25 protein-coding genes are annotated in these 23560 nt (G+C 73.3%); 18 read left to right on the top strand and 7 right to left on the bottom strand.

Annotated features, from left to right (window positions below; genetic code table 11):
- The first annotated feature begins 63 nt into the window (after nt 1-63).
- Together ACFQTY_RS09510 and ACFQTY_RS09505 are read left to right on the top strand one after the other, a co-directional pair.
- Nucleotides 64-2010 carry a glycoside hydrolase family 127 protein gene (locus ACFQTY_RS09510; RefSeq protein WP_378099740.1) on the top strand — a complete coding sequence of 649 codons (1947 nt, stop codon included), beginning with the start codon at nt 64-66 and terminating at the stop codon, nt 2008-2010.
- On the top strand, nt 2007-3788 hold the full coding sequence (locus ACFQTY_RS09505; protein WP_378099738.1) for an amylo-alpha-1,6-glucosidase: 1782 nt from the start codon (nt 2007-2009) through the stop codon (nt 3786-3788). Before ACFQTY_RS09510 ends, ACFQTY_RS09505 begins: the two co-directional genes overlap by 4 nt.
- 9 nt (nt 3789-3797) lie before the next feature.
- Here ACFQTY_RS09505 and ACFQTY_RS09500 read toward each other — a convergent pair whose 3' ends face one another.
- Both ACFQTY_RS09500 and ACFQTY_RS09495 read right to left on the bottom strand, forming a co-directional pair.
- The gene (locus tag ACFQTY_RS09500; RefSeq protein WP_378099736.1) at nt 3798-4433 is read right to left on the bottom strand and encodes an FMN-binding protein; all 636 of its coding nucleotides are present in this window, start codon (nt 4431-4433) and stop codon (nt 3798-3800) included.
- Between the two features lie 186 nt (nt 4434-4619).
- Nucleotides 4620-5501 (bottom strand): fructose bisphosphate aldolase, encoded by an 882-nt coding sequence (locus tag ACFQTY_RS09495; protein ID WP_378099734.1) that lies wholly within the window; start codon nt 5499-5501, stop codon nt 4620-4622.
- Nucleotides 5502-5691: 190 nt separating this feature from the next.
- Between ACFQTY_RS09495 and ACFQTY_RS09490 the strand changes: the two genes are divergently transcribed.
- Complete coding sequence (locus ACFQTY_RS09490) at nt 5692-6147, top strand: MarR family winged helix-turn-helix transcriptional regulator (RefSeq protein ID WP_378099733.1); 456 nt, start codon at nt 5692-5694, stop codon at nt 6145-6147.
- 3 nt (nt 6148-6150) lie between these two features.
- Nucleotides 6151-6462 carry a DUF2316 family protein gene (locus tag ACFQTY_RS09485; protein WP_378099731.1) on the top strand — a complete coding sequence of 104 codons (312 nt, stop codon included), beginning with the start codon at nt 6151-6153 and terminating at the stop codon, nt 6460-6462.
- Between the two features lie 114 nt (nt 6463-6576).
- Here the strand turns inward: ACFQTY_RS09485 and ACFQTY_RS09480 are convergent, their stop codons facing one another.
- Entirely contained in the window at nt 6577-7125 is a 549-nt protein-coding gene (locus tag ACFQTY_RS09480) for a hypothetical protein (protein WP_291761465.1), read from the bottom strand.
- 567 nt (nt 7126-7692) lie between these two features.
- Here ACFQTY_RS09480 and ACFQTY_RS09475 point away from each other — a divergent pair.
- From ACFQTY_RS09475 to ACFQTY_RS09445, 7 genes are all read left to right on the top strand, one after another.
- Nucleotides 7693-8880, top strand: a complete 1188-nt coding sequence (locus ACFQTY_RS09475; protein ID WP_378099728.1) for a lactonase family protein — start codon at nt 7693-7695, stop codon at nt 8878-8880.
- A gap of 94 nt (nt 8881-8974) precedes the next feature.
- Nucleotides 8975-9658: a response regulator transcription factor gene (locus tag ACFQTY_RS09470; RefSeq protein WP_378099726.1), complete on the top strand. Its 684-nt coding sequence runs from the start codon at nt 8975-8977 to the stop codon at nt 9656-9658.
- Entirely contained in the window at nt 9655-10758 is a 1104-nt protein-coding gene (locus ACFQTY_RS09465; RefSeq protein WP_378099724.1) for a sensor histidine kinase, read from the top strand. The genes ACFQTY_RS09470 and ACFQTY_RS09465 overlap by 4 nt, the downstream gene beginning before the upstream one ends.
- A gap of 47 nt (nt 10759-10805) precedes the next feature.
- Nucleotides 10806-11480, top strand: coding sequence for a metalloregulator ArsR/SmtB family transcription factor (locus ACFQTY_RS09460; protein ID WP_378099722.1), 675 nt, complete (start codon nt 10806-10808; stop codon nt 11478-11480).
- Between the two features lie 19 nt (nt 11481-11499).
- On the top strand, nt 11500-11916 hold the full coding sequence (locus ACFQTY_RS09455) for an arsenate reductase ArsC (protein ID WP_378099720.1): 417 nt from the start codon (nt 11500-11502) through the stop codon (nt 11914-11916).
- Between the two features lie 99 nt (nt 11917-12015).
- Nucleotides 12016-12399, top strand: a complete 384-nt coding sequence (locus ACFQTY_RS09450) for a hypothetical protein (RefSeq protein WP_378099718.1) — start codon at nt 12016-12018, stop codon at nt 12397-12399.
- A 60-nt stretch (nt 12400-12459) separates the two neighbouring features.
- Complete coding sequence (locus ACFQTY_RS09445) at nt 12460-13197, top strand: class I SAM-dependent methyltransferase (protein WP_378099716.1); 738 nt, start codon at nt 12460-12462, stop codon at nt 13195-13197.
- A gap of 30 nt (nt 13198-13227) precedes the next feature.
- Here the strand turns inward: ACFQTY_RS09445 and ACFQTY_RS09440 are convergent, their stop codons facing one another.
- From ACFQTY_RS09440 to ACFQTY_RS09425, 4 genes are read right to left on the bottom strand one after another with little or no spacing between them, the layout of a single operon-like run.
- A complete protein-coding gene (locus tag ACFQTY_RS09440; protein WP_378099714.1) occupies nt 13228-14391 on the bottom strand; it encodes a hypothetical protein in 1164 nt (387 codons plus the stop codon).
- A gap of 27 nt (nt 14392-14418) precedes the next feature.
- The gene (locus ACFQTY_RS09435) at nt 14419-14661 is read right to left on the bottom strand and encodes a thioredoxin family protein (RefSeq protein ID WP_337974501.1); all 243 of its coding nucleotides are present in this window, start codon (nt 14659-14661) and stop codon (nt 14419-14421) included.
- A gap of 33 nt (nt 14662-14694) precedes the next feature.
- Nucleotides 14695-15750, bottom strand: a complete 1056-nt coding sequence (locus ACFQTY_RS09430; protein WP_378099712.1) for a permease — start codon at nt 15748-15750, stop codon at nt 14695-14697.
- Nucleotides 15747-16067: an ArsR/SmtB family transcription factor gene (locus ACFQTY_RS09425; protein WP_378099710.1), complete on the bottom strand. Its 321-nt coding sequence runs from the start codon at nt 16065-16067 to the stop codon at nt 15747-15749. The genes ACFQTY_RS09430 and ACFQTY_RS09425 overlap by 4 nt, the downstream gene beginning before the upstream one ends.
- Before the next feature lie 296 nt (nt 16068-16363).
- Here ACFQTY_RS09425 and ACFQTY_RS09420 point away from each other — a divergent pair, with 296 nt between their 5' ends.
- Genes ACFQTY_RS09420 through ACFQTY_RS09390 form a run of 7 tightly spaced genes read left to right on the top strand, consistent with a single transcriptional unit; the run spans nt 16364 to nt 23555 of the window.
- Complete coding sequence (locus ACFQTY_RS09420) at nt 16364-16627, top strand: sulfurtransferase TusA family protein (RefSeq protein ID WP_337974498.1); 264 nt, start codon at nt 16364-16366, stop codon at nt 16625-16627.
- A 7-nt stretch (nt 16628-16634) separates the two neighbouring features.
- Nucleotides 16635-17063: a hydrogenase iron-sulfur subunit gene (locus ACFQTY_RS09415; RefSeq protein ID WP_337974497.1), complete on the top strand. Its 429-nt coding sequence runs from the start codon at nt 16635-16637 to the stop codon at nt 17061-17063.
- Nucleotides 17064-17116: 53 nt separating this feature from the next.
- Nucleotides 17117-17596, top strand: coding sequence for a DsrE/DsrF/DrsH-like family protein (locus ACFQTY_RS09410; RefSeq protein ID WP_378099707.1), 480 nt, complete (start codon nt 17117-17119; stop codon nt 17594-17596).
- Nucleotides 17597-17639: 43 nt separating this feature from the next.
- Nucleotides 17640-20372, top strand: a complete 2733-nt coding sequence (locus tag ACFQTY_RS09405) for an FAD-dependent oxidoreductase (RefSeq protein WP_378099705.1) — start codon at nt 17640-17642, stop codon at nt 20370-20372.
- Nucleotides 20369-22135, top strand: coding sequence for a CoB--CoM heterodisulfide reductase iron-sulfur subunit A family protein (locus tag ACFQTY_RS09400; protein WP_378099703.1), 1767 nt, complete (start codon nt 20369-20371; stop codon nt 22133-22135). The genes ACFQTY_RS09405 and ACFQTY_RS09400 overlap by 4 nt, the downstream gene beginning before the upstream one ends.
- A complete protein-coding gene (locus ACFQTY_RS09395) occupies nt 22132-22377 on the top strand; it encodes a hypothetical protein (protein WP_378099701.1) in 246 nt (81 codons plus the stop codon). The genes ACFQTY_RS09400 and ACFQTY_RS09395 overlap by 4 nt, the downstream gene beginning before the upstream one ends.
- Nucleotides 22374-23555 carry a 4Fe-4S dicluster domain-containing protein gene (locus ACFQTY_RS09390; protein WP_378099699.1) on the top strand — a complete coding sequence of 394 codons (1182 nt, stop codon included), beginning with the start codon at nt 22374-22376 and terminating at the stop codon, nt 23553-23555. Before ACFQTY_RS09395 ends, ACFQTY_RS09390 begins: the two co-directional genes overlap by 4 nt.
- The last annotated feature ends 5 nt before the right edge of the window (nt 23556-23560 follow it).

Below are 23560 nucleotides of genomic sequence, written 5' to 3'. Positions count from 1 at the left end.
GGCGCCCGGCCGCGCCGGGCCTGCCCAGCCGTGCCCTCATCTCGACAACGGAGCTCTGCACCCATGACCTCGGACCTCGTCGACGCCGACCGCGCCGGCCTCAGCGGGCGGCTCGACCCCACGGGCGGCCGACCGGTGGTGCCCGCCCGTGGGGCGCTGCGTCCGCTCGGCCTGCACGAGGTGGCCCTGACCGACGGCTTCTGGGCCGGGCTGCAGCGGACCAACGCCGACGCGACGCTCGAGCACTGCGAGCGCTGGATGGAGCGCCTGGGCTGGCTCGCCAACTTCGACCGGGTCGCCGCGGGCGCCACCGCCGGGGCGGACCGGCCCGGCTGGCAGTTCTCCGACTCCGAGGTCTACAAGCTGCTCGAGGCGCTCGCCTGGGAGTCCGGCCGTACCGGTGACGAGCGGGCGGAGGCGGCGTTCCGGCGCCTGACCGCACGAGTGGTCGCCGCGCAGGACGACGACGGGTACCTGAACACCTGCTTCGGGCACGCCGGCCAGCCGCCGCGGTACTCCGACCTGGAGATGGGTCACGAGCTGTACTGCACCGGCCACCTGCTGCAGGCCGCGGTCGCCCGGGTGCGGACCCGCGGCGTGGACGCCCTGGTCGAGGCGGCGCGGCGCGCTGCGGACCACGTGTGCACGACGTTCGGCGCCGACGGTGTGCAGGGCATCTGCGGCCACCCGGAGATAGAGGTGGGGCTGGCCGAGCTGGGCCGGGCGCTGGACGAGCCGCGGTACACCGAGCAAGCGCGGCTGTTCCTCGACCGGCGCGGGCACGGCACCCTCGCCGACATCCCGCTGGGCCGGGCGTACTTCCAGGACGACGTGCCGATCCGCGAGGCCGACGTCTGGCGCGGGCACGCGGTCCGGGCGCTCTACCTGTCGGCAGCGGCGGTCGACGTCGGCGTCGACACCGCCGACGACGAGCTGGTCGACGCCGTCGTCCGGCAGTGGGAGCGCTCCGTGGCCCGGCGGACCTACCTGACCGGCGGCATGGGCAGCCGGCACCAGGACGAGGGCTTCGGCGAGGACTGGGAGCTGTCGCCGGACCGCGCCTACTGCGAGACCTGTGCGGGGATCGCGTCGACGATGGTGTCGTGGCGACTGTTCCTGGCCACCGGTGACATGCGGTACGCCGACCTGATCGAGCGCACGTCGTACAACGTCGTCGCCACCTCCCCGCGCTCGGACGGGCGGGCCTTCTTCTACGCCAACCCGCTGCACCTACGGGCGGCGGGCCAGCCGTCCGACGACGACCAGGTCAGCCCCCGCGCCGAGGGCGGCAGCCGCGCGGCGTGGTTCGACGTGTCGTGCTGCCCCACCAACGTCGCCCGGACGCTCGCGAGCTGGCACACCTACGCCGCGGCCGTCCGCGGCCAGGAGCTGGTGCTGCTGCAGTACGCCGGCGGCCGCATCCGCACGACCCTCGCGGACGGGAGCGTGCTGGCGCTCGACGTCGAGACGTCCTACCCGGACGACGGTGCCGTGGTGGTGCGGGTGCTCGAGGCGCCGGCCACGCCGGTCACCCTGACGTTCCGCGTGCCGGCGTGGAGCCCGGACGCCGTGCTGGGCACGCCCGACGGGCCGCTGGGTGCCGAGGGTGGGCGGTCGGTCTCCGTCGTGCGCGTGCTGCAGGCCGGTGACGAGCTGACGCTCCGGCTCGACGTGTCGCCCCGGCTGACCTGGCCCGACCGGCGGATCGACGCCGTCCGCGGCTGCGTCGCGGTCGAGGCCGGGCCGCTGGTGCTGTGCGCCGAGCAGACCGACGTGCCGGCCGGGATCGACCTCGCGGACCTCGTCGTCGACGCCTCCGTCGCACCCGTCCGTCGGGACGGCCGGGTCACCGTCGCCGCCACCGCCGTCCCGCCGGCCGGCCGCACCTGGCCGTACGACGGTACGCAGGCCGGTGACCAGGGCGAACGCCTCGACCTGCCGTTGATCGCCTACCACCGGTGGGCCGAACGTGAACCCGGTGAGATGCGCGTCTGGCTGCCGGTCCGATGAGCGCCGCGACGAGCCCCGCGGTCGCGGGGGTGTCCGCCGGGCCGCTGTTCGACGTGCAGGAGGTGCCGTTCAGCCGGCGCGGCTCCTGGCTCGACCTGTCCCCGGTGATCGGGCTGCACCAGCGGGCCGACGACGTGCACCTGGTGTCCCACCAGACCGGCATGCACCCGGTGCTGCGGCTGGTGCCGGCGCTGGCCGGCGAGCCGGTCGCCACCACGCTGACCGCGACGCCGGGCGTGCTGACGTGGACGGCGGAGGAGGACGCGGTCCGAACCATCGAGGCCGCCTTCGAGTCGGTCGACGCGGTGCGGCTGCGAGGTAGCGGCCTCGGCCTGGTGCTCGCCGACCCGACCTCGTCGTTGACCCCGTTCACCGGCCTGTACCTGTTCCGCGACCCGATCGACGGGTCGGCGGTGCTGACGTCGTACGAGACGGGGCGCCGCTACCGCATCACGGCGCTGACCGGCGAGCTGGACGTGCTCGGTGCCGAGGCGCTGGGCGAGGCGACCCGCACCGTCACCGTGGTCGGCGACGAGTGGGAGCTCGTCGTCGAGGAGCTGGAGACGGCCCGACCCCCCTACCGGCGGCGGCGGGCGTTCGACGACGTCGTCACGACGAGCGCCCACGACTTCGCCACCTACCTCGACCAGGTGGCGCCGTGGCGCGACGGCTCGACGCCCGCCGCCGCCCTCGCCGCGTACGTGATGTGGTCCGCCACCGTGCGGCCCGCCGGCTTCCTGGGCCGCGAGGCCGTGCTGATGTCCAAGCACTGGATGGACAAGGTGTGGAGCTGGGACCACTGCTTCAACGCGCTGGCCCTCGCGCCGGGCCGACCGGCGGAGGCGCTCGACCAGCTGCTGCTGCCGTTCGACCACCAGGACGCCACGGGCGCGCTGCCGGACTCGGTGACGCACTCCGAGGTGCTGCACAACTTCGTCAAGCCGCCGATCCACGGCTGGGCCGTCGCGCGGCTGCGCGCCTCGCTCGACGAGCCGCTGGACGCCGCGACGCTGCGCGTGCTGTACGACGCGCTGGTCCGGTGGACGGAGTTCTGGCTGACGTCCCGACGCGTGCCCGGGCACGTGCTGCCGCACTACCAGCACGGCAACGACAGCGGCTGGGACAACGCGACGATGTTCGACGCCGACCGGGTGGTGGAGGCGCCTGACCTCGCGGCGTTCCTGGTGGTGCAGCTGGACGTGCTGGCCGGGCTGGCCGACGAGCTGGGGTCGGGGGCCGAGACCGGCACGGACCCGACGGCCGACGGTGCGCCCCGGCGGACCGCCGCGGACTGGGCGGCGCTGCGCAACCATCTCGCCGCGGCGCTGGTGGACCAGCTGTGGACCGGCTCGGCCCTGGTGGCCCGGAGCCCCGTGTCGGGTCGCGCCAGCACCACCACCAGCCTGCTCCCCCACCTCGCGCTGCTGGCCGCCGAGCACCTGCCGGCGGACGTCGTCGACGCCCTGGTCGAGCAGCTGGACGGGTTCCTCACGCCGTGGGGACCGGCCACCGAGCAGCCGGACTCACCGCAGTACGAGCCCGACGGGTACTGGCGCGGCCCCATCTGGGCGCCGTCGACGATGCTCCTGGTGGACGGCCTGCGCCGGGCCGGCCGGGACGGGCTGGCGGACGAGGTCAGCACGCGGTTCCGGCGGCTGTGCGAGGCGCACGGGTTCGCGGAGAACTTCGACGCGCTGACCGGCGAGGGGCTGCGGGACCGCGCGTACACGTGGACGGCCAGCTGCTACCTGGTGCTGGCGCGCGAGGCGGTCCGCTGAGCGCCGACGTCAGCCGCGGTGGTCGATCGCGTACTGCAGCGACTGCTGGTAGCCGGCGGACGTGTAGGACGCCCCGGACACCGCCGCGATGTTCGCCGAGCCGGCGGCGACCGCCTCGCGGGACAGCACCGGGATGGAGAACGAGCTGACCTGGCTGCTGTACCCGCCGGACGGCGCCTGCAGCGCCTGCGCCGCGGTGATCGCGGTGCCGGTGAACGTCACCTGGACCTGCACGGGTCCGTACCGGGTCTGCACGGTGGAGCCGACCACCACGGTGGTGACCGGTGCGGGGGGTGGCGGTGCCGGAGCGGCGGGCTTCGGCGCGGGTGCCGTGGTCCGGGTCGCGGTCGGGGTCGCGGTCGGGGACGGTCGCTGCGTCGGGACCGTCGGCGTGCGCGACGGGGTCGGCGACGGTGTTGCCGACGGGTGCGGCCCGCGGCCCCAGCTGAGGCTGCTGCCGGTCGCCGTCGGGGTGGACGACGGTGTGGCGACGGCCGCCGCCGCTACCGGTGCACCCGTGGCGGCGCCCTGCGCAGCGGCCGCGTGCAGGTCCGGCGTCGTGGTGAAGAACCGGACCCCGGCCGCCGCACCGATGGTGACCAGCGTGGCCGCGTACAGGGCGGAGCCGCGGGACGGCGGCGTCATCGGACGGTCGCCGGGCGCGCTGCGCCGGTCGGGGTCGGCGCGCTCGTCGTCATGGGGCCCACGGCACCAGCCGATTCTCAGAGGATTCTGAGAACGAGCGTGGCGCCGCCGTCGGCGTGTCGCGACGACGGCGCCGTGTGGTTCGCCCCGCGTGGTTCGGCCCGGGCGGGCGTCCCGGGCCGCCGGTCAGGTCAGCGACGCGTCGTAGATCGCCTGGATGGAGCCGTCGAGCACCGCGTCGAACTCGTCGTCAGACTGCTGCGCCGTCAGGCCCTCGGTCAGTGCGCGCGAGAAGCTGGCGATCACGCCGGGCTGCCGCGCCAGCCGCAGCACCGCCTCGGCACGGGTGTACCCGCCGGACAGGGCGGCGACGCGGAGCACGTGCGGGTGCTCGACGAGCGGCGTCCACCAGCCGTCCTGCTCGGGCAGCGTCAGCTTGAGCATCACCCGGGCGTGGCCGGGCAGCCGGTCGAGCCCGTCGTGCAGCGCAGAGCGGAGCATGTCCTCCGCCTGACCCTTGGTGGGGCTGTGGATGTCCACCTCCGGCTCGACGATCGGCATCAGCCCGGCCGCGAGGATCCGCTGCGCCAGCTCCAGCTGCTGGTCGACGACCGCCGCGACCCCCGCCTTGTCCGCCTGCACCACCAGCGACCGCATCTTGGTGCCGAACACCCCGTGCCCGTTCGCCCTGCTCAGCGCGTCGTCGAGGTCAGTGATCGGCTTCATCAGCCGCACCCCGTCGGCCTCGTCGAGCAGCCCCTTGTCCACCTTGAGGAACGGCGCGACGTGCTTGACCTGCCACAGGTACTCGGCGGCGCCCATGCCGTCGATCTGGCTCTCCATGGTCCGGTCGAACAGGATCGCGCCGACGATGCGGTCGCCGCCGAACACCCGGCTGGTGATGATCCGCGAGCGCATCGCGTGCACCAGCTCGAACATCTGGGCGTCGTCGGCCCACGTCTCGATGCCGTACCGCTTGAGCGCACCGGGGGTGGAGCCGCCGCTCTGGTCCAGCGCGGCGATGAAGCCGCGGCCCGTGGCCATCTGCTGGAGCTGTTCCGTGCTCATGACCCTCCGTCCACCGTGCCCGTCCGGCGGCGCTGCCCGAGGACACCGGCGACCCGCTCCCCGGTGAGGTGGCGCCTGCCGCCAGTCTTCTGCGGCCGTCGCACCCGGGCCAGTGCTGCCGCGACGGGGCCGCGGGACTCCGTGAGGTACCTCACCATGTGGGACTACACTGGTCCCGGAGAGGCGGTCCGTGGAGACGACAGACCTGGCTGACGAGCTCGTGGAGTGCGTCACGCGCATCCGCCGCGTGCTCGACTCGCGGCTGCAGGTGCACGGCGTCTCGGTGGCTCGCACCCGCGTGCTCGGCGCGCTGGCGGACGGTCCCGCACGGCAGGCGGTGCTCGCGGAGACGCTCGAGCTGGCGCCGCGCACCATCACCGAGGCGGTCGACGCGCTGGAGCGCGACGGGCTGGTGCGCCGCGCCGCCGATCCGGACGACCGGCGTGCCTGGCTGGTGCACCTCACCACCGCCGGTCGACGCACCTACCAAGCCGCGCTGACCACCCGTCGTCAGGCCGTCGACCAGGTGTTCGCCGACCTGACCTCGGAGCAGCAGGCGGCCCTGTCCACCCAGCTCCACCGGCTCCGCGAGCGGGCCGCCACCATGACCGTCCCGTCCCCCACCCAACCCCACAGAACGGTGTGACCCATGTCGCTGAACGGCGCCGACCGCGCACAGGCCAGCCAGGAGCTGATGGCGAGCTACAACCTCGCCGGCCTGAGCCGGGACGATATCCAGCGCGACCTCGGGCTCACGCTGCACCAGCTGGAGCGCGAGCTCGCGGTGCGCCCCACGTCGGACCCGGTGCAGATGTGGCTGCTGCGGGACTACCTCGACCGGACCATCCGCGAGCGTGGGCGCAAGCCGGCCGCGTACACGGTGCTCACCGACACCGCACGGGCCGCCGCCGCCCAGCGGCTGCGGCTGCGACCGGCACCTGTCGCGACGCGTCGGGGCTGACCGCCGCTCGCCGCTCAGCCGAGAGCCGCCCGGCCGCGAGACCGGGCGGCGTCCGTCGCACGCCGAGGGGCGCCCCCGGCAGCGGCGGCGCCCCTCGGCTCGAACGGTACGGCGTCAGTCGAGGATGCGGCCGAGCAGCCCCTTCGACACCTGGGTGGGCCGCTGCATCTCGCCCTGCTGGGCGCCGAGCACGATGATCGTGCCGACCAGCGCCGGGGTGACCCACTGCAGGATGCGCTCCTGCCGCTGGGCCGCGGCCACCTCGTCGGACGTGCTGGACGACGGCGTGACGCCGCTGTGCGCGGGCTCGGACGAGCCCTTGGCGATCTTGGTGCCGAGCATGCCGCTCCAGGCGGTGGTGCCGAGGGCCGCGATCGTCAGCGCCGTCTTGACGACGGTGTTGGCCGTGACGCCCTCCTGGGCCTGGACGCGGCCGCGGTTGGCCAGCAGCAGGCCGGCACCGCCGACCAGGTGCGCGCCGATGGCCAGGGCGTTCACCGGCGCCCACTTCGCCCAGCCCATGGACGCGGTGTGCACGCGCTGACGCGGGTCCTCGACCTCCTCGGAGGCGCCGTTGAGGCCGATGGCGCCCATCAGGCCGCCACCGAACCAGGCGGCGGCACCGAGGTCGTGCAGGGATCGGACGAAGGTGTTGGAGCTCATGGGGTGGGTCCCTCCGGTCGCTGTCGAGACCACCACCATCCGTCGATCCGGCCGCGAGCGCCCGTCGAGAGCGCGTCCCGCGGGGCGGTCCGGCGCCTCAGCCCTTGCCGACGCCCGCCAGCGGGCTGGTGCTGTGCTGCCACACCGCGCGGGCCCCGGAGTCACCGACGCGGTACACCTGCCAGCCCGTGGCCAGGCTCGCGACCACGGACAGGACCGCCGTTCCCGGCGCCCGCGATCTGGCGGCCCTTGGGCGGCGACCGGCACGTCCTCGACCCGCTGCACCGAGGCTCTTCCGCGTCGGCCGCAACCGATCAGCGGCACCACCCCGCGAGCGCACGGCGTTCAGCCTCGCCGTCACGTCCCTGATCGCGGCCGCGAAGGTCGCCGAGGCGGAGGAGCGGTTGCGGCCCTGCTGGTCCGGCTCGGCGGACGTCACCGTCTCGTAAGGACCGGAACCCTTGTCCGGCGCCGGGGGCGGTCCGCACAGTGGACGCATCCGGTTCACCGGCGAACGCCCTGGTCAGGGGCGCGCGGTGGGCCTGCGTCCGCTCCCTGGAGGTTCCGATGTCCCGTCTGCACGCCCTCGTCCGCCGACGCACGGTGCTCGCTGCCGTCGGTGCCGCCGCCGCTCTGGCCCTCGTGCCCCTCGGCGCCTCCGGGGCACTCGCCTCGGACGGCGCCGACGGCGGTCCCGACGGCCACGGCGCGCCCGGAGCCGTCTTCGTCCAGCTCAACGGCACCACCGGCAACACCGTCGCGGTCTACACCCGGCACGTCGACGGCACGCTGACCGCGGCCGGGCGCTACGCCACCGGCGGGCTGGGCGGCACGCAGGTCGGCGCACCGCTCGACGCGCTGGCCTCCCAGGGCTCGCTGGTGCTGGACGAGCGCGACGACGTGCTCCTCGCGGTGAACGCCGGCAGCGACTCGCTGACGGCGTTCACCGTGCACGGCGCCGCGCTCGGCACCCCGCGGACGGCCCCGTCGGGCGGCCACTTCCCCACCAGCATCGCCGTGCACGGTGACCTGGTGTACGTGCTCGACGCCGGCGGTGACGGTGCTGTCTCCGGCTTCCGGCTGATGCACGGCGCGCTCGTGCCGATCCCGGGGTCCACCCGCTCGCTGGGCCTGGGCGGAAGCAACCCGCCCGTGTTCATCGCCTCACCGGGGCAGATCGGCTTCGCCGCCGACGGGCACGCCCTGGTGGTGACCACCAAGAACCACAACGAGCTGCTCAGCTTCCCGATCGACGACGCGGGCCTGCCCGCCGCCACCCCGGTGGCCACGCCGTCGGCCGGACCGGTGCCGTTCTCGTTCGTCGTCGACCGGCACGGCCGGCTGCAGGTGACGGAGGCCGGCACGGGCCGGACCAGCACGTACACGGCCGCGCGTGACGGGTCGCTGCACCTGGTCGGCTCCTCCGCATCGGACGGCGGCGCGGCGCTGTGCTGGAACGTCTTGGCGGGACGCACGCTGCTCGGCGCCAACGCCGGCTCCGCGACGCTGTCCGCGTGGGCCGCGCCGTGGTTCGGTCCCGCGGTGCTGACGGCGCCGGTCGCGGCGTCCACCAACGCCGGGCCGATCGACCTCGCTGCCTCCCACGACGGTCGCTTCGTCTACGCGCAGGAGTCCGTCGCCGGAACGGTCGGCGCCTATGCGGTCTCCCCTGGCGGCAGCCTGACGCGGATCCAGACGGTGTCCGGCCTGCCGGCCTTCACCACGACCGGCATGGAGGGCATCGCGGCCCGGTGACGGCCCGTGACGCCGCGCTGACTCAGGGGTGATCATCAGGACGGCCCGGCACCGCGGTGCCGGGCCGTCCCCCGGCGTTCGGGAAGGGACCGACGTGACGCACGTCCTCGTCGTCGACGACGACGCCACCGTCCGCGAGGTCGTCGCGTCGTACCTGCGCGCGAGCGGGCACGACGTGGTCGAGGTAGCGGACGGCGAGCAGGCGCTGGACGCGATGCGGCGCACGCGCGCCGACCTGGTGGTGCTGGACCTCATGCTGCCCGGCATCGACGGTCTCGAGGTGTGCCGCCGGCTGCGGCAGGACGGTGACGTGCCGGTGATCATGCTGACCGCGCTGGGCGCCGAGACCGATCGGATCATGGGGCTCGCGCTGGGTGCCGACGACTACGTCACCAAGCCGTTCAGCCCCCGCGAGCTGGCGCTGCGGGTCGACTCGGTGCTGCGCCGCGCCGGCCAGCAGGCCGCGCCGGAGGCCGAGGTGCTGACCGACGGGGACCTGGTGGTCGAGCCGGCCAAGCGATCGGCGACCCTCGGCGGACGGCCGCTCGCGCTGACCGCCCGCGAGCTGGACCTGCTGCGGTTCCTCGTGGCGCGCGCGGGGCCTGTCTGGTCCCGCGACGACCTGCTGCGAGAGGTGTGGGGCTGGTCGTTCGGCGACCGGTCCACCGTGACGGTGCACGTGCGGCGGCTGCGCGAGAAGGTCGAGGCCGACCCGACCCACCCGGTCCGGCTGCTCACCGTCTGGGGCGCGGGCTACCGCTGGGAGGCCGCGCGATGAACGTGGTGCAGGTGGCCTTGGTCGCGGTCTCGTGGTCAGCCGGGGTGGTGCTGGCCGGGGTGGTGGCGGCGGCTCTGCTGCGGCGGGCATCGCTGCGGTGGTCGACCGCGGTGGTCGCCCTCGTGTCGGTGGGCGGCGTGGCGGCCGGCGTCCTGGGGACGGCTCACGCGATGTTCCTGTCCCAGCACGACCTGCACGTGGTGATCACGGTGTGCGTCGTCTCGGGCCTGGTCTCGGTGGCCGTCGCGCTGTGGCTCGGGGAACGACTCGTGGCCTCGGCGCGCCGGCTGCGCGACGCGGCGACGCGGTTCGGGGACGGTGGACGCTTCGAGGCACCCTCCGCCGGCCCGCGCGAGCTCACCGACGTCGCGGGCGAGCTGAGCCGCAGCGCCGAGCGCCTCCACGAGGCCGACGAGCGGGAGCGCCGGCTGGAACGCTCGCGCCGCGAGCTGGTCGCGTGGGTCTCGCACGACCTGCGCTCGCCGCTCGCGGGCATCCGGGCGATGTCCGAGGCGCTCGAGGACGGTCTCGCCCCCGACCCCGCCCGCTACCGCGCGCAGATGCGCACGGAGGTGGACCGGATGGTGCGCATGGTCGACGACCTGTTCGAGCTGTCCCGCATCCACGCCGGCACCCTGCAGCTGGCCCCGCAGACGGTCCAGCTCGCGGACGTCGTGAGCGAGGCGATCGCCGCCGCCGACCCGGTCGCGCGCGCCAAGGGGGTGCGCGTCGGCGGTGCCGTCGCCGGGGACGTGCTGGTGCGGGCGGACCCGGACGCGCTGGCACGGGTGGTGGCCAACCTGGTGATGAACGCCGTGCGGCACACCCCCTCCGACGGGTCGGTGGTGATCACCGGCCAGGCCGACGGGCCCACCGTGACCGTCGCCGTGGCGGACGCCTGCGGCGGCATCCCGGCCGACGACCTCGGCCGGGTGTTCGACGTCGGCTGGCGCGGCGGGAGCGCGCGCACCCCGGACCCCGACGCGGGAGCCGGGCTCGGGCTCGCGATCGTGCGCGGGCTGGTCGAGGCGCACCACGGCCGTGTCGCCGTGCAGAACCAGGCACCGGGCTGCCGGTTCGTGGTCACCATCCCGGCCTGACGAGCGGGGCTTGACCGGCCGCCGATCGCTCAATCATCATTGACTCAATGAGCGACGACCAGAGCTGGGGAGTGACGCGCCGCGCCGCCGTGCACGCGGCGCTCGCCGACCCCGCCCGGCTGCAGGTGGTCGACACCCTCGCCCTCGGCGACGCCTCGCCGTCCGAGCTGGCGCACCTGCTGGCCATGCCGTCCAACCTGGTGGCGCACCATCTCGGCGTGCTGGAGCAGGCGGGGCTGGTGAGCCGCCACCGGTCCGAGGGTGACGGCCGCCGCACGTACGTCCGCCTGGTGCCGGGGGCGCTGGCGGGTCTGGTACCCGGCGCCGTCCGTCCCGCGCACCGGGTGCTGTTCGTGTGCACCGCGAACTCCGCGCGTTCGCACCTGGCCGCCGCACTGTGGCGGCAGGCGTCGGACGTCCCCGCCGCCTCGGCCGGCACCCATCCGGCTGACCGGCTGGCCCCTGGCGCGGTCGCCGCGGCGGCCCGCCACCACCTGCCGATGCGCCGGCTGCGGCCGCGAGCGCTGGCCGACGTGCACCGCGACGGCGACCTCGTGGTCACGGTGTGCGACCGGGCGCACGAGGAGCTCCCCGTGCCGGCCGACGTGCACTGGTCCGTACCGGACCCCGTCCGCACCGGCACGAGCGATGCCTTCGACGCCGCCCTGGCGGAGCTGACCGACCGCGTGGAGCACCTGGCACCCCTCGTCGTCCCTGCCTGACCCGACCCTGGAGAGACCGATGTCCGCGAGCACCACCGGCAACCCGTCCGTCATGTTCGTCTGCGTGCACAACGCCGGCCGCTCCCAGATGGCCGCCGGCTTCATGACCGCCCTGTCCGGCGGCCGGGTCGAGGTCCGCTCGGCCGGGTCCGTGCCCGCCGACCAGGTCAACCCGGTCGCGGTCGAGGCGATGGCCGAGGTCGGCATCGACATCGCCGCCGAGCGGCCCAAGATCCTCACCGGCGACGCCGTGCAGGCGTCGGACGTGGTGATCACCATGGGCTGCGGCGACACCTGCCCCTTCTTCCCCGGCGTCCGGTACGAGGACTGGGAGCTGGAGGACCCGGCCGGCAAGGACCTCGAGACGGTCCGCCGCGTGCGCGACGAGATCCGCGGCCGGGTCGAGACGCTGCTGGGCGAGCTCCTGCCGGCCTGACCGGCCGTACGGGAAACAGGTGGCGGGAGCCGGGGGCCGGCGGGTTACGGTCCGGCCCATGTTCACGACCCTGCGCACGCACCGACAGGCGGTGCGACCGTGACCGCCACGCCCACCGACTGGATCGAGCACCGCCGGGCGGGCGACCGAGAGCTGCTCGGCTGGCTGCGCCTGGAGGACGACGGCGCCGTCGCGATCGACCGGCTCGGCCGGACGGCGTCCGGCGTGCTGCCCTGGGACGAGGCGGAGGCGGTGCTCGACGAGCGCGGCATCGGCTGGCTCGCCGACCTGTGGGAGCTGGAGCTGGACGGGCGGCCGGTACGCGTGCGCCTGCGCGAGGTGTCCACCGAGCGGGTCGTCGTGACCTACGACGACCACGGCGACGTGCACACCAAGGTGGACTCCATCGAGCTGCCGTTCCCGGCCCCGGCGGCGCTCCAGCCCTTCAGCGGCGACCGGCACGTGCTCGACCCCACCGGCTGAGGTGGTCCACCGCGGCCGGCGCCGCGATCATGGCGGGGGCCGGAGACCGGAGGGACGGACGTGGACGGCACGACGAGGCACGCGCTGTCGTTCGACGCCGCCGCGGACGTGTACGAGCGGTCGCGCCCCGGCTACCCCGACCCGGTGGTCGACTGGCTCCTCGCCGGCCGGCCGCGGGACGTGCTCGACCTCGGCGCCGGTACCGGGAAGCTGACCCGCAGCCTCGTCGGGCGGGCCGAGCACGTCACCGCGGTCGACCCGTCACCGCGGATGCTCGACCAGCTGAGGCAGGTCGTCCCCGGGGTGACCGCCCTGGTCGGCACCGCCGAGGCCATCCCCCTGCCGGACGCCAGCGTCGACGCGGTGGTGGTCGCCCAGGCCTGGCACTGGGTTGACCCGGCCCGCGCGGTGCCGGAGGTGGCCCGCGTGCTGCGGCCCGGTGGTGTGCTCGGCCTCGTCTGGAACACCCGCGACGAGTCGGTGCCGTGGGTGCGCGCGCTCGGTGCGCTGCTCGCCGCCGATGCCGCGGGCCGCGGAGCCACCGCCGAGGAGCACGTGCCACCGACCACCCTCGGCGCGGTCGAGTCGATGACGCACCGCTGGTCGCAGCCGGTGGACCGCGAGCGCCTGCACGCGCTGGTGCTGTCGCGCAGCTACGTGATCACGGCGTCCGACGAGCGGCGCCGGCAGCTGCTGGCGCAGGTCGACGGGCTGCTGGGCGAGGACCCGGCGCTCGCCGGACCGCCGCCGTGGCCGCTGCCCTACGTCACGCAGGCGTGGCGGGTGCTGCGCCCCTGAGGCCCTGCGTGCCGGCCTCGCGACCCGGGCTCACCGCCGCCAGACCACGCCGCTGCGCGTCCCCGCGACCGTCCGGACCGTGACGGTGACCCAGGTCGCGACCAGCAGCAGGTACAGCGCGGCCCCCAGCACCTCGAGCACCGGCGTCTGCCAGGCCCGGCCGATCGTCAGCGTGGCCACGGTGAAGGCGCCGAGCGGGAAGGTGAACGCCCACCAGCCGAGGTGGAACCCGAACCCGCCGGCTCGCAGGTACCGGACCAGCAACGCTGCGGCGATGCCCAGCCACCACAGGCCGAACCCCCACAGCGCCGAGGCGAACAGGAGCGACACCGTGCCGACCGCCCCGGCGGTCGCGCCGTTCGCCACCGGCATCTGCCGTGCCAGGCCGAGGGCCGCCAGCGCACCGACCCCGACCGGGCCGAGCGCGATCCACACGGTCGGCGCGAGTGCCGCCGGCGGCAGCGGGTGCAGCACCAGCCGGGCGAACAGCAGGCCGAGCGTGAGCAGGAACAGCACGAACCCCATGCCGAACGTCGCGTAGCCCAGCACCAGCAGCAGCCGTGCGTCGCGCGCACCGACGTGCGGCACGAGCGCCGCCGTGGCGACCGGGACGATGATCGTGACTACCGGCGGGATGAACCAGCCGCCGTTCACCGACCCCGCGGCCACCTCACCCGTGAACAGCGTGTACGTGAACGCCACGCCCAGCACCAGCCCGACCACCGCGCCGACCGCCAGCAGCGCACCGGCCAGCGGCACCGTCACCCCGGACGGCAGGAACCGCGGGCCGACGGCGGTGGTCATCACCGACAGCACCAGCAGCCCCGCCGGGAGGGTGGCGTGCATCGCGCCGAGCACGGGATGCCGCAGGTCGGCACGGCACGCGTCCGTGTGCCGCACCCAGCGCACCACGTAGGCCACCAGCAGCACCGCGCCGAGCAGGTACGTGAGCACGGCGAACGCCACGCCGACGGCGTGCGCGGCCGGCTGCAACGCACTCAGGCTGCCTGGGTTGCCGTCGCTGGCCACCGCGACGATGCCGGTGCCCATCACGGCGGCGAACCACCCGGGGTGCAGGTCACGCATCCGCGACGCACGGTCGGTGGGCACGGGTGGCGACATCGGTGCCGAGGTGGCCTCCCGGGCCGCCTCGACCGGCGGCACGGCCGGACCGGCCGGGCTCTGGGTCGTCATGACGAGGCGCCTTCCTCGGCCCGGCGGTCAGGAGGCGAGGGGCGCGAGGAGCTCGCGCACCTGGGCCGCCGTGGGGACCCGACCGGACATGACCACCTGCTCGTCCACCACCAGCCCGGGCGTGCGCATGACGCCGTAGCCGGCGATCTCCCCGTAGTCGGTGACCTTCTCGAACTGTGCGTCCAGGCCCAGCTCCGTGGCGGCCTCGCGCGTGACGCGCTCGAGGTTGACGCAGTTGGCGCAGCCGGAGCCGAGGATCTTGATGATCATGGTCTGTCTCTCCTGTGGTGAGCGGTGCCGGCGTCAGGCCGGCAGGACGGCGTTGAACAGGTAGCCGACGGCGACGATGCCGAGGGCGGTCACCGCGACGAACGCGGCGATGAGCGGTGGCTTGAGCACGCGGCGCAGCAGGATCAGCTCGGGCAGGCTGAGCGCGACGACGGCCATCATGAAGGCGAGCAGGGTGCCCATCGGCAGCCCCTTGTCGTGCAGGGCCTGCACCAGCGGCGTCACGCCGGCGGCGTTGGAGTACAGCGGCACGCCGAGGGCGACGGCGATCAGCACGGCGAACGGGTTGCCCGCACCGGCGTACCGGGCGAACAGGTCGGCCGGGGCCCAACCGTGGATCGCGGCGCCGAGCCCGATGCCCACCAGCAGGTACGGCCAGATGCGCCGCAGGATGCTGCGGACCTCCTCCAGGCCCATCTGGATCCGGTCGTCCCAGCTCAGCCCGACGCTCGGGTCCACCACCTGGCCGCGCAGGCGCGTCTCGAAGACGAACGGCTCCACCCACCGCTCGACGTGCAGGCGGCCCAGCGTGAAGCCGGCGACGACGGCGATCACCAGGCCGGCGACGACGTACAGCGCCGTCGGGCCGATGCCGAACATGCCGAACAGCATCGCGATCGCCACCTCGTTCACCAGCGGGCTGGCGATGAGGAAGCTGAGGGTCACGCCGATCGGCACACCCGCCGCGACGAACCCGATGAAGGCCGGCACCGCGGAGCACGAGCAGAACGGCGTGACCACGCCCAGCCCGGCAGCCATCACGTTGCCGACGCCCTCGCGGCGCCCGCCGAGCAGCGCCCGGGTCCGTTCCACGCTCATGAACGACCGCAGGACGGTGACGACGAAGATGATGCCGACCAGCAGCAGGACGATCTTCACCGAGTCGGTGACGAAGAACAGCACGCCGGAGCCGAGCCGGCTGGTCAGGTCCAGGCCGGCGACCTGACCGACCAGCCACATCCAGAACCGCCCGTTGACGGCGTACAGCGCGAACCACACCACCGCGGCACCCGCGAGGCCGGTCCACCGGCGCACCGCGCTCCCGGCGCGGACCCGCTCTGCGACGCTCATGCCCGTGCCCCCGACCGGCCGCCGGGCAGCGCGGCGGCCATCCGGGACCGTGCGTCGTCCGCGAGCGCGTAGTCGATCCACCGACCGCGCCGGCTGGACGTGACCAGGCCGGCGTCGCGGAGCACCTTCAGGTGGTAGCTGAGCAGGTTGCCCGGCACCTGGACGTGCTCCTGCAGGTTGCAGACGCACGACGGGCCGGCGGACAGCTGCTCGAGCACCGTCCACCGCACCGGGTCGGCGACCGCCTGGAGCACGGCGAGCGCACCGTCGACCGCGGAGGGCGAGAGCGTCAGTTCAAGAACGATTGAATCAGGCACGGTTGAAGTATGACCCATCCCCCGGCCCCCGCCGTCAGGACGTACGTCCCGGCCTACGCAAACGCGACACATACCCGAGGGGGTACAGGACGTTCGACCCCCATGAGGCTGCCCGGCGAGGTCGAACCTTGCTCCGTGGCGACGTCGCCCGACCCGATGGAGGGTCCCCGTCCGGGGGCCCTTCCGCGCGCGGACGCACGTCGCCGCTGGTCCCGGGCACTGTGGCCCGGCGGCCTGCTGCGTCCGGCGTCGTCACCGGCGGACCGGCGCCCACCCGTCCCGGAGGAGGACTGACCATGTCGGTAGCCATCGAAGAGCTCAAGGCCCTGGAGGGCACGACCACCGTCGTCGACGCCCGCGGCACCTCGTGCCCCGGCCCGATCCTCGCGGCCAAGAAGGCGATCGGTGGCGTGCCGGTCGGTGGCGTCATGGAGGTGCTGGCGACGGACTCCGGCACGCTCAAGGACCTGCCGGCGTGGTCGAAGAAGATGGGCCACGAGTTCCTGGGGAACTTCGAGGACCAGGGCTACCTGCACCTGTTCCTCAAGAAGATGAAGTGATCCGCTGATGGACCACAGCGACGCCGCCGGGTCGCTGCCGCGGATCCTCGTCTTCTCGACGAACAACATCTCGGATCCTGGCATCGACCTGGCGGGCAGCCGCCACCTGCACTACCCCGCCACCGTCTCGGTGCTGGCGGTCCCGTGCAGCAGCGGCATCAAGCCGTCGTGGATCGTGCACGCCCTCGAGTCCGGCCAGGACGGCGTGTTCATCGCCTCCGACGGCGAGGAGTGCGCCTACCTGCCGGACTGCGCCGAGCGCACCGCTCGGATCGCCACCCAGGCGCAGGAGCTGATGAAGGCCAGGGGCATCGCGCCGCAGCGCCTGAAGATGGCGGCCGTCTGCTCGGTCTGCGCCGAACCGTTCGCCAAGTACATGCGTGAGTTCGCAGCCGCGCTCGACGAGCTGCGGCCCCAGCCGGCCACCGTCGGCTGACCGCCCCACCACGGGGCTAGGCGCAGTACCAGACAAAGACCAGGAGAGGGACGATGGAGTCCACGAGAAAGACGATCATCGTGTTCAGCGGTGATTTCGACAAGGTGATGGCCGCATTCATCATCGCCAACGGCGCAGCGGCGATGGACGACGAGGTCACCATGTTCTTCACGTTCTGGGGGCTGAATGCGCTCCGCAAGGACCAGCACGTGGCCACCAGCGGGAAGACGCCGCTGCAGAAGATGTTCGGCGCGATGATGCCGCGGGGCCCCAAGAAGCTGCAGCTGTCGAAGATGAACTTCGCCGGCGCCGGTCCCAAGATGATGCAGCGCGTGATGAGGCAGCAGAACGTGATGCCGCTGCCCGAGCTGATCGCCACCGCCCGCGAGCAGGGCATCAAGCTCGTCGCGTGCACCATGTCGATGGACGTCATGGGCCTGCGCAAGGAAGAGCTGCTCGACGACATCGAGTACGCCGGCGTCGCGTCCTACCTCGGCGACGCGGACGAGTCGAACGTCAACCTCTTCATCTGACCAGGCGCGGGCCACAGGCCTGTCCGGAAGCAGGAGCCATCGAATGGACTACGACGTCCTGGTGATCGGCAGCGGGATCGGCGGCATGGAGTCGTCGATCAAGCTCGGCGACATGGGCTACAAGGTGCTGCTCGTCGAGAAGGAGGCGAGCGTCGGCGGCCGGATGATCCTGCTGTCGAAGGTGTTCCCCACGCTCGACTGCGCGAGCTGCATCTCCGGCCCGAAGATGTCGTCGACGATCAACCACCCGAACATCACCACCAAGACGTACTCGGAGGTGAGCGGGATCCGGCGGGACGCCGACGGGCGGTTCCACGCGACCGTCAAGGAGAAGCCGACCTTCGTCGACTGGGCGGCGTGCACCGGGTGCAGCGACTGCCAGACGGCATGCACGGTGGCCGTCCCGGACGAGTTCAACTCCGGCCTGGTCGCCCGCCGCGCCGCGTACATCGCGTTCCCGCAGGCAGTGCCGAAGAAGGCCGTGCTGACGCGAGAGGGCACGTCGCCGTGCATCGGCGCGTGCCCCGCCGGCATCAAGGCGCACGGCTACGTCTCCCTGGTGCGCAACGGCAAGGACGAGGAGGCCTTCCAGCTGGTGCTGGACGCCACCCCGCTGGTCGGCACGCTCGGTCGCGCCTGCTACGCGCCGTGCGAGTCGGAGTGCACCCGCACCAAGCTCGAGGGCACGGTGCCGATCCGCCTGATCAAGCGGTACGCGGCCGACCAGCACTACGCCACCCAGGGTGCGACACCCAGCGGGCCCGCGGTCGAGGTCGAGGCGCCCAACGGGCACCGTGTCGCCGTGGTCGGCTCCGGCCCGGCCGGCCTGACGGCCGCCTGGCAGCTGGCGCGCAAGGGCTACGAGGTGACGATCTTCGAGAAGCGGTCGCAGCCCGGCGGGTACCTGCGGCACGCCATCCCGGCCTACCGGCTCCCGCACGACGTGGTGGACGCCGACATCGCCAACCTCACGTCGCTCGGCGTGCGGATCGTCTGCGACGCCGACGTCGACGACCTCGTCGCGCTGAAGCAGCGGGACGGGTTCGACGCGGTGGTCGTCGCCACCGGCACCCAGGCAGCGACGCCGATGAACGTGCCGAACGAGGGGGTGCGCGGGTCGGTCACCGGCCTGGACTTCCTCGCCGACGTGGCGAACGGGGCGGCACCGGACCTGACCGGCAAGCGCGTGGTGATCGTCGGCGGCGGGAACGTCGCGATGGACGCCGCGCGCGTCAGCCTGCGGCTCGGCGCCGCGGAGGCCAAGGTCGTCTACCGCCGCACGCGCGCGGAGATGCCGGCGCACCACGTGGAGTCGGAGGACGCCGAGGCCGAGGGCGCCGTCTTCGAGCTGCTGGTCAGCCCGCTCGAGGTGATCGCCACCGACGGCGCCGTCACCGGCCTGCGGCTGCAGAAGATGCGCCTCGGCGAGCCGGACGCCTCGGGCCGCCGCAGCCCGGAGCCGATCCCCGGTGCGGAGACCACCGTCCCGTGCGACCTGGTCATCTCGACGATCGGCATGAGCCCGGACTCCTCGCTGTACGAGGAGCTGGTCGGGGTCGGCCGCTCCCGCCGGATCAAGGTGAACGCCCGCACGCTGCAGAGCGACGTGCCGTACGTGTTCGCCGCGGGCGACGTCACGACCGGCGCCACGGACATCACCACGGCGATCGGCGCGGGCCGGCGCGTGGCGCACATGGTGGACCGCTGGGTCACCGGCCGCCCGATGGACGAGTTCACGGCGCTGGACGACAGGCTCCCCACCGTGGGCGCCGAGCAGGTGCTGTCGCGCCAGACGACCTACGGCCACCGCAACCCGGTCAAGGGCGCCGTGGACCTGGTGCCCCGGCCGCGCGACTTCCATGAGGTGGAGGCGGGGTTGACGCAGGCCGAGGCACGCTCCGGCTCCGGAAGCTGCCTGGACTGCGGCGTCTGCTCCGAGTGCCAGGAGTGCGTGCACGCCTGCCCGGCGGACGCGATCCGGATGGACCAGCGGGAGAAGGTCTCCGAGGTGACCGTCGGCGCGGTGGTCGTCTCCACCGGCTACAAGCTGTTCGCGGCCGACGCCAAGCCGGAGTACGGCTGGGGCCGGTACGCCAACGTGATCACCGGCATGCAGATGGACAGGCTGCTGGCGCCGACGCGTCCGTACAACACGGTGCTGCGGCCGGGCGACGGGAAGGTGCCCGAGCGGATCGCGTACATCTCCTGCACCGGCTCCCGGGACAAGCAGGTGGGCAACCCGCTGTGCTCGAAGGTCTGCTGCATGTACTCGATCAAGCAGAACCAGCTGATCATGGGCGCCCTGCCGCTGGCCGACGTGACCATGCACTACATGGACATGCGGGCCGCCGGGAAGCGGTACGACGAGTTCTACGAGCAGGCCAAGGACATGGGCGCGCAGTACATCCGCGGCCGGGTCTCCAAGATCACCGAGAAGCCCAACGGCGACCTGGTGCTGCGGTACGAGGACACGGAGGGCACCGGCGAGATCGTCGAGGCCGAGTACGACCTCGTCGTGCTGGCGGTGGGCATCCAGCCCAACCGCGACGTCGAGCGCCTCTTCACCGACCAGCCGCTCGGGCTGGACGAGTACTTCTACGTCGCCGAGCCGAGCGACGAGCTGGACCCGGGCCAGACCGACATCCCGGGGGTCTTCGTCGCCGGCACCGCGTCCGGCGCGAAGGACATCGTCGACTCGATCGTGCACGCCGGTGCGGCCGTCGCCCAGGTGGCGGCCCATCTCGAGCACGTCAAGGCCGCGGAGGTGCTGGCATGACGCAGACCCAGGACCCGGCGGCCGGCGCGGGCCGGCGCCGCATCGGCGTGTACATCTGCCACTGCGGCGGCAACATCTCCGACTACGTCGACGTGGCCAAGGTGCGCGACGCCCTCGCGGACGACCCGGAGGTCGTCGTCGCCGAGACGACCCTGTTCGCCTGCGCGGACGGCCAGCAGCACGAGATGGTGCACGACATCGAGACGGAGCAGCTCGACGGCCTGGTCGTCGCCTCCTGCTCGCCCAAGCTGCACCAGGTGACGTTCCGCGGGGTCTCCAAGCGCGCCAACCTCAACCCGTACGCGTACACGCAGGTGAACATCCGCGAGCAGGACTCGTGGGCGCACACCGACGACCACGAGGGCGCGACCGCCAAGGCGATCGGCCTGGTCAAGGCGGGCATCGCCAAGACGCGCCTGTCCGTCCCGCTGCAGCCCCTGCGGGTCGACACCGTGCCGGCGACCATGGTGGTCGGCGGCGGCGTCACCGGGCTGCGGGCCGCGATCGGGCTGGCGGACATCGGCATCGCCGTCACCGTGGTGGAGCGCGAGCCGCAGGTGGGCGGCTGGCTGGGCCAGCTGGGCCCCATGTTCCCGCACGACCGCAGCGGCCGCGAGCAGATCGCCCAGCTGCTGAGCGAGATCGAGAAGCGGCCCACCATCACCGTGCTGACCGACGCCGAGCTGGTGGGCAAGTCCGGCACGTTCGGCAACTACACGGCCAAGGTCCACATCCGCAGCGGGGGGGCCGACGAGCTGCGCACCCTGCAGGTCGGCACCTTCGTGATCGCCACCGGTGCGGACGTCTACTCCCCCGAGGTCGGCGAGCTCGGCTACGGGATCGACGGCGTGGTCACGCTCGCCGAGTTCGGCACGCTGGTCGACGCCGCCAAGGGCGGAGGCGTCCTGACCTGGTCCGGCCGGCCGGTCCGCTCCATCGCGTACGTCTACTGCGTCGGCAACCGGCAGGCGGACGGCAACGCGTACTGCTCGAAGTTCTGCTGCACGGCGACGATCCACGCCTCGATCAAGGTCGCGGACATCGACCCGACCATCACGCAGTACCACCTCCACCGCGACGTGCGGGCCTACGGCAAGTTCGAGCTGCTGTACACCGAGTCCCGCGAGCGCGGTTCGGTGTACCTGCGCTACCCGGACGACGAGCTCCCGAGCGTGGAGCAGACCGCCGACAAGCGGCTGGCGGTGACGGTCACCGACAAGCTGACAGCCGGCGCACAGCTGACCATCCCGGCCGACCTGGTGGTGCTGGTCACCGGCATGGTGCCCGCGCAGAACACCGAGCTGTCGACGCTGCTGAAGCTGCCGGTGGGCGACGACGGCTTCTACAACGAGATCCACCCCAAGCTGCGCCCGGTGGAGACCGTGGTGGACGGCGTCATGATCGCCGGTGCCTGCCAGGGTCCCAAGACGGCGACCGAGGCGGTCAGCGGCGGCCTCGCGGCCGTCACGCAGAGCGCCGGCATCCTCAAGAAGGGGTTCGCCGAGCTCGACCCGCTGGTCGCCACCGTCGACGAGGCGGCCTGCACCGGCTGCGACGCGTGCCTGACCACCTGCCCGTACGACGCGATCAGCAGCTACGGGTGCGACTCCGGCACCAAGGCGACCATCTCGGCCGCCACGTGCAAGGGGTGCGGCGGCTGCGTGCCGTTCTGCCCGGAGGACGCGATCGACCTGCTCGGGTACACCAGCGCCCAGATGCTGGCCGCGATCGACGGGCTGTCGGTGAAGGAGCCGGTGGGATGACGCAGACGCTGAGGGACCCGCGGGAGATCATCCGCGAGGAGATGTCGATGCACGGAGTGATCACGGCCGCCCTGGCGGACGGGCCGCTGACCGTGCCGCAGCTCGCCGAGGCGATCGGCCGCCCGGCGGACGAGGTCGTCTTCTGGGTGATGGGGATGCGCCGCTACGGCCACCTCGTCGAGCTTCCCGACGAGGACGACGGCTACTTCCCGTACGCGCTCGCGAAGGAGGCGTCGAAGTGACGACGACCGTCGACACCGGCCTGCTGGCGGACCTGCAGAAGTTCGGCGCGGCCGACGTGACCGCGTGCTTCAGCTGCGGCAACTGCACCGCCATCTGCCCGCTCGCGGACAACGACGCGACGTTCCCGCGCCGGGTGATCCGGTACGCGCAGGTGGGCATGAAGGACGACCTGCTCGGCTCCAAGGAGCTGTGGACCTGCTACCACTGCGGCCTCTGCTCCGAGTCCTGCCCCACCGAGGCGGACCCGGGCGAGTTCATGGCGACGGCACGGCGCTACGCGGTCGCCTCGTACGACCCGACGGGGCTCGCGCGCATCCTCTACACCCGGCCGGTGCTTGGCACGGCGATCGCGGTGCTGGTCGCCGCGTTCTTCGGGACGTTCATGCTCACCGCGGGCGGCCTGGGCAACCAGGACACCACGCAGCTGGCGCTGTTCGACTTCGTCCCCGAGGGCCTGATCCACTGGACGGGCATCGCCGTCATGGTGCTGCTCGTCCTCGCCGGGGTGATCGGCATCGTGCGGATGATGCGGCAGGTCGCCCGGCGGGACGGCGAGAGCCTGGCCACCACGGTGCACGGCCGCGAGGCGTGGCGGCGCACGCTGCGCGCCGCCTGGGACTCGGTCGGTGTGGAGTCCCTGGGCCAGAAGCGGTTCCGCGAGGACTGCCACGACGACCAGCCGGTGGAACCGCTGTACCGGCGCCGCTGGGTGCTGCACGCGCTGAGCATCTGGGGCTTCCTCGGGCTGTTCGTCGCCACGATCAGCGACTGGGGCCTGGCCCTGCTGCACGTGAAGGCGACCGGGACGCCGGTGCCGATCTGGTACCCGACCCGCCTGCTCGGCACCGTGGCCGGTCTGGCGCTGATGTACGGCGTCACCATGTTCATGGTGGGCCGGCGGCGGCGCTGGAGCGCGTCGGCGGCCACCTCCACGGGCTCGGACTGGATGCTGCTGGCGCTGCTGTGGATCACCGGCGCCACCGGGTTCCTCATCGAGGTGGCGCTGTACCTGCCGCCCGCGCCCGCCTGGGGCTACTGGGTGTTCCTGCTGCACGTGTCCGTGGCGATGGAGCTGATGCTGCTGCTGCCGTTCACCAAGTTCGCGCACGTGATGTACCGGCCGGTCGCGCTGTTCTTCTACTCGCTGGCGAAGCAGAAGCGCGCCGCGTCCGCCTGAACCTC

The sequence above is a fragment of the Cellulomonas sp. T2.31MG-18 genome, from assembly GCF_964266755.1.
In the GTDB taxonomy this organism is placed as follows: Bacteria; Actinomycetota; Actinomycetes; order Actinomycetales; family Cellulomonadaceae; genus Cellulomonas.
Note: the sequence above shows the minus strand (reverse complement) of the source record. Positions and strands in the feature narration are given on the sequence as shown.

What these genes read in the sequence shown, in the direction of transcription:
- ACFQTY_RS09510 (WP_378099740.1), top strand. Translation starts at nt 64, where the DNA reads ATGACCTCGGACCTCGTCGACGCCGACCGCGCCGGCCTCAGCGGGCGG.
- ACFQTY_RS09505 (WP_378099738.1), top strand. Translation starts at nt 2,007, where the DNA reads ATGAGCGCCGCGACGAGCCCCGCGGTCGCGGGGGTGTCCGCCGGGCCG.
- ACFQTY_RS09500 (WP_378099736.1), bottom strand. Translation starts at nt 4,433, where the DNA reads ATGACGCCGCCGTCCCGCGGCTCCGCCCTGTACGCGGCCACGCTGGTC.
- ACFQTY_RS09495 (WP_378099734.1), bottom strand. Translation starts at nt 5,501, where the DNA reads ATGAGCACGGAACAGCTCCAGCAGATGGCCACGGGCCGCGGCTTCATC.
- ACFQTY_RS09485 (WP_378099731.1), top strand. Translation starts at nt 6,151, where the DNA reads ATGTCGCTGAACGGCGCCGACCGCGCACAGGCCAGCCAGGAGCTGATG.
- ACFQTY_RS09480 (WP_291761465.1), bottom strand. Translation starts at nt 7,125, where the DNA reads ATGAGCTCCAACACCTTCGTCCGATCCCTGCACGACCTCGGTGCCGCC.
- ACFQTY_RS09475 (WP_378099728.1), top strand. Translation starts at nt 7,693, where the DNA reads ATGTCCCGTCTGCACGCCCTCGTCCGCCGACGCACGGTGCTCGCTGCC.
- ACFQTY_RS09465 (WP_378099724.1), top strand. Translation starts at nt 9,655, where the DNA reads ATGAACGTGGTGCAGGTGGCCTTGGTCGCGGTCTCGTGGTCAGCCGGG.
- ACFQTY_RS09460 (WP_378099722.1), top strand. Translation starts at nt 10,806, where the DNA reads ATGAGCGACGACCAGAGCTGGGGAGTGACGCGCCGCGCCGCCGTGCAC.
- ACFQTY_RS09455 (WP_378099720.1), top strand. Translation starts at nt 11,500, where the DNA reads ATGTCCGCGAGCACCACCGGCAACCCGTCCGTCATGTTCGTCTGCGTG.
- ACFQTY_RS09440 (WP_378099714.1), bottom strand. Translation starts at nt 14,391, where the DNA reads ATGACGACCCAGAGCCCGGCCGGTCCGGCCGTGCCGCCGGTCGAGGCG.
- ACFQTY_RS09435 (WP_337974501.1), bottom strand. Translation starts at nt 14,661, where the DNA reads ATGATCATCAAGATCCTCGGCTCCGGCTGCGCCAACTGCGTCAACCTC.
- ACFQTY_RS09430 (WP_378099712.1), bottom strand. Translation starts at nt 15,750, where the DNA reads ATGAGCGTCGCAGAGCGGGTCCGCGCCGGGAGCGCGGTGCGCCGGTGG.
- ACFQTY_RS09420 (WP_337974498.1), top strand. Translation starts at nt 16,364, where the DNA reads ATGTCGGTAGCCATCGAAGAGCTCAAGGCCCTGGAGGGCACGACCACC.
- ACFQTY_RS09415 (WP_337974497.1), top strand. Translation starts at nt 16,635, where the DNA reads ATGGACCACAGCGACGCCGCCGGGTCGCTGCCGCGGATCCTCGTCTTC.
- ACFQTY_RS09410 (WP_378099707.1), top strand. Translation starts at nt 17,117, where the DNA reads ATGGAGTCCACGAGAAAGACGATCATCGTGTTCAGCGGTGATTTCGAC.
- ACFQTY_RS09405 (WP_378099705.1), top strand. Translation starts at nt 17,640, where the DNA reads ATGGACTACGACGTCCTGGTGATCGGCAGCGGGATCGGCGGCATGGAG.
- ACFQTY_RS09400 (WP_378099703.1), top strand. Translation starts at nt 20,369, where the DNA reads ATGACGCAGACCCAGGACCCGGCGGCCGGCGCGGGCCGGCGCCGCATC.
- ACFQTY_RS09395 (WP_378099701.1), top strand. Translation starts at nt 22,132, where the DNA reads ATGACGCAGACGCTGAGGGACCCGCGGGAGATCATCCGCGAGGAGATG.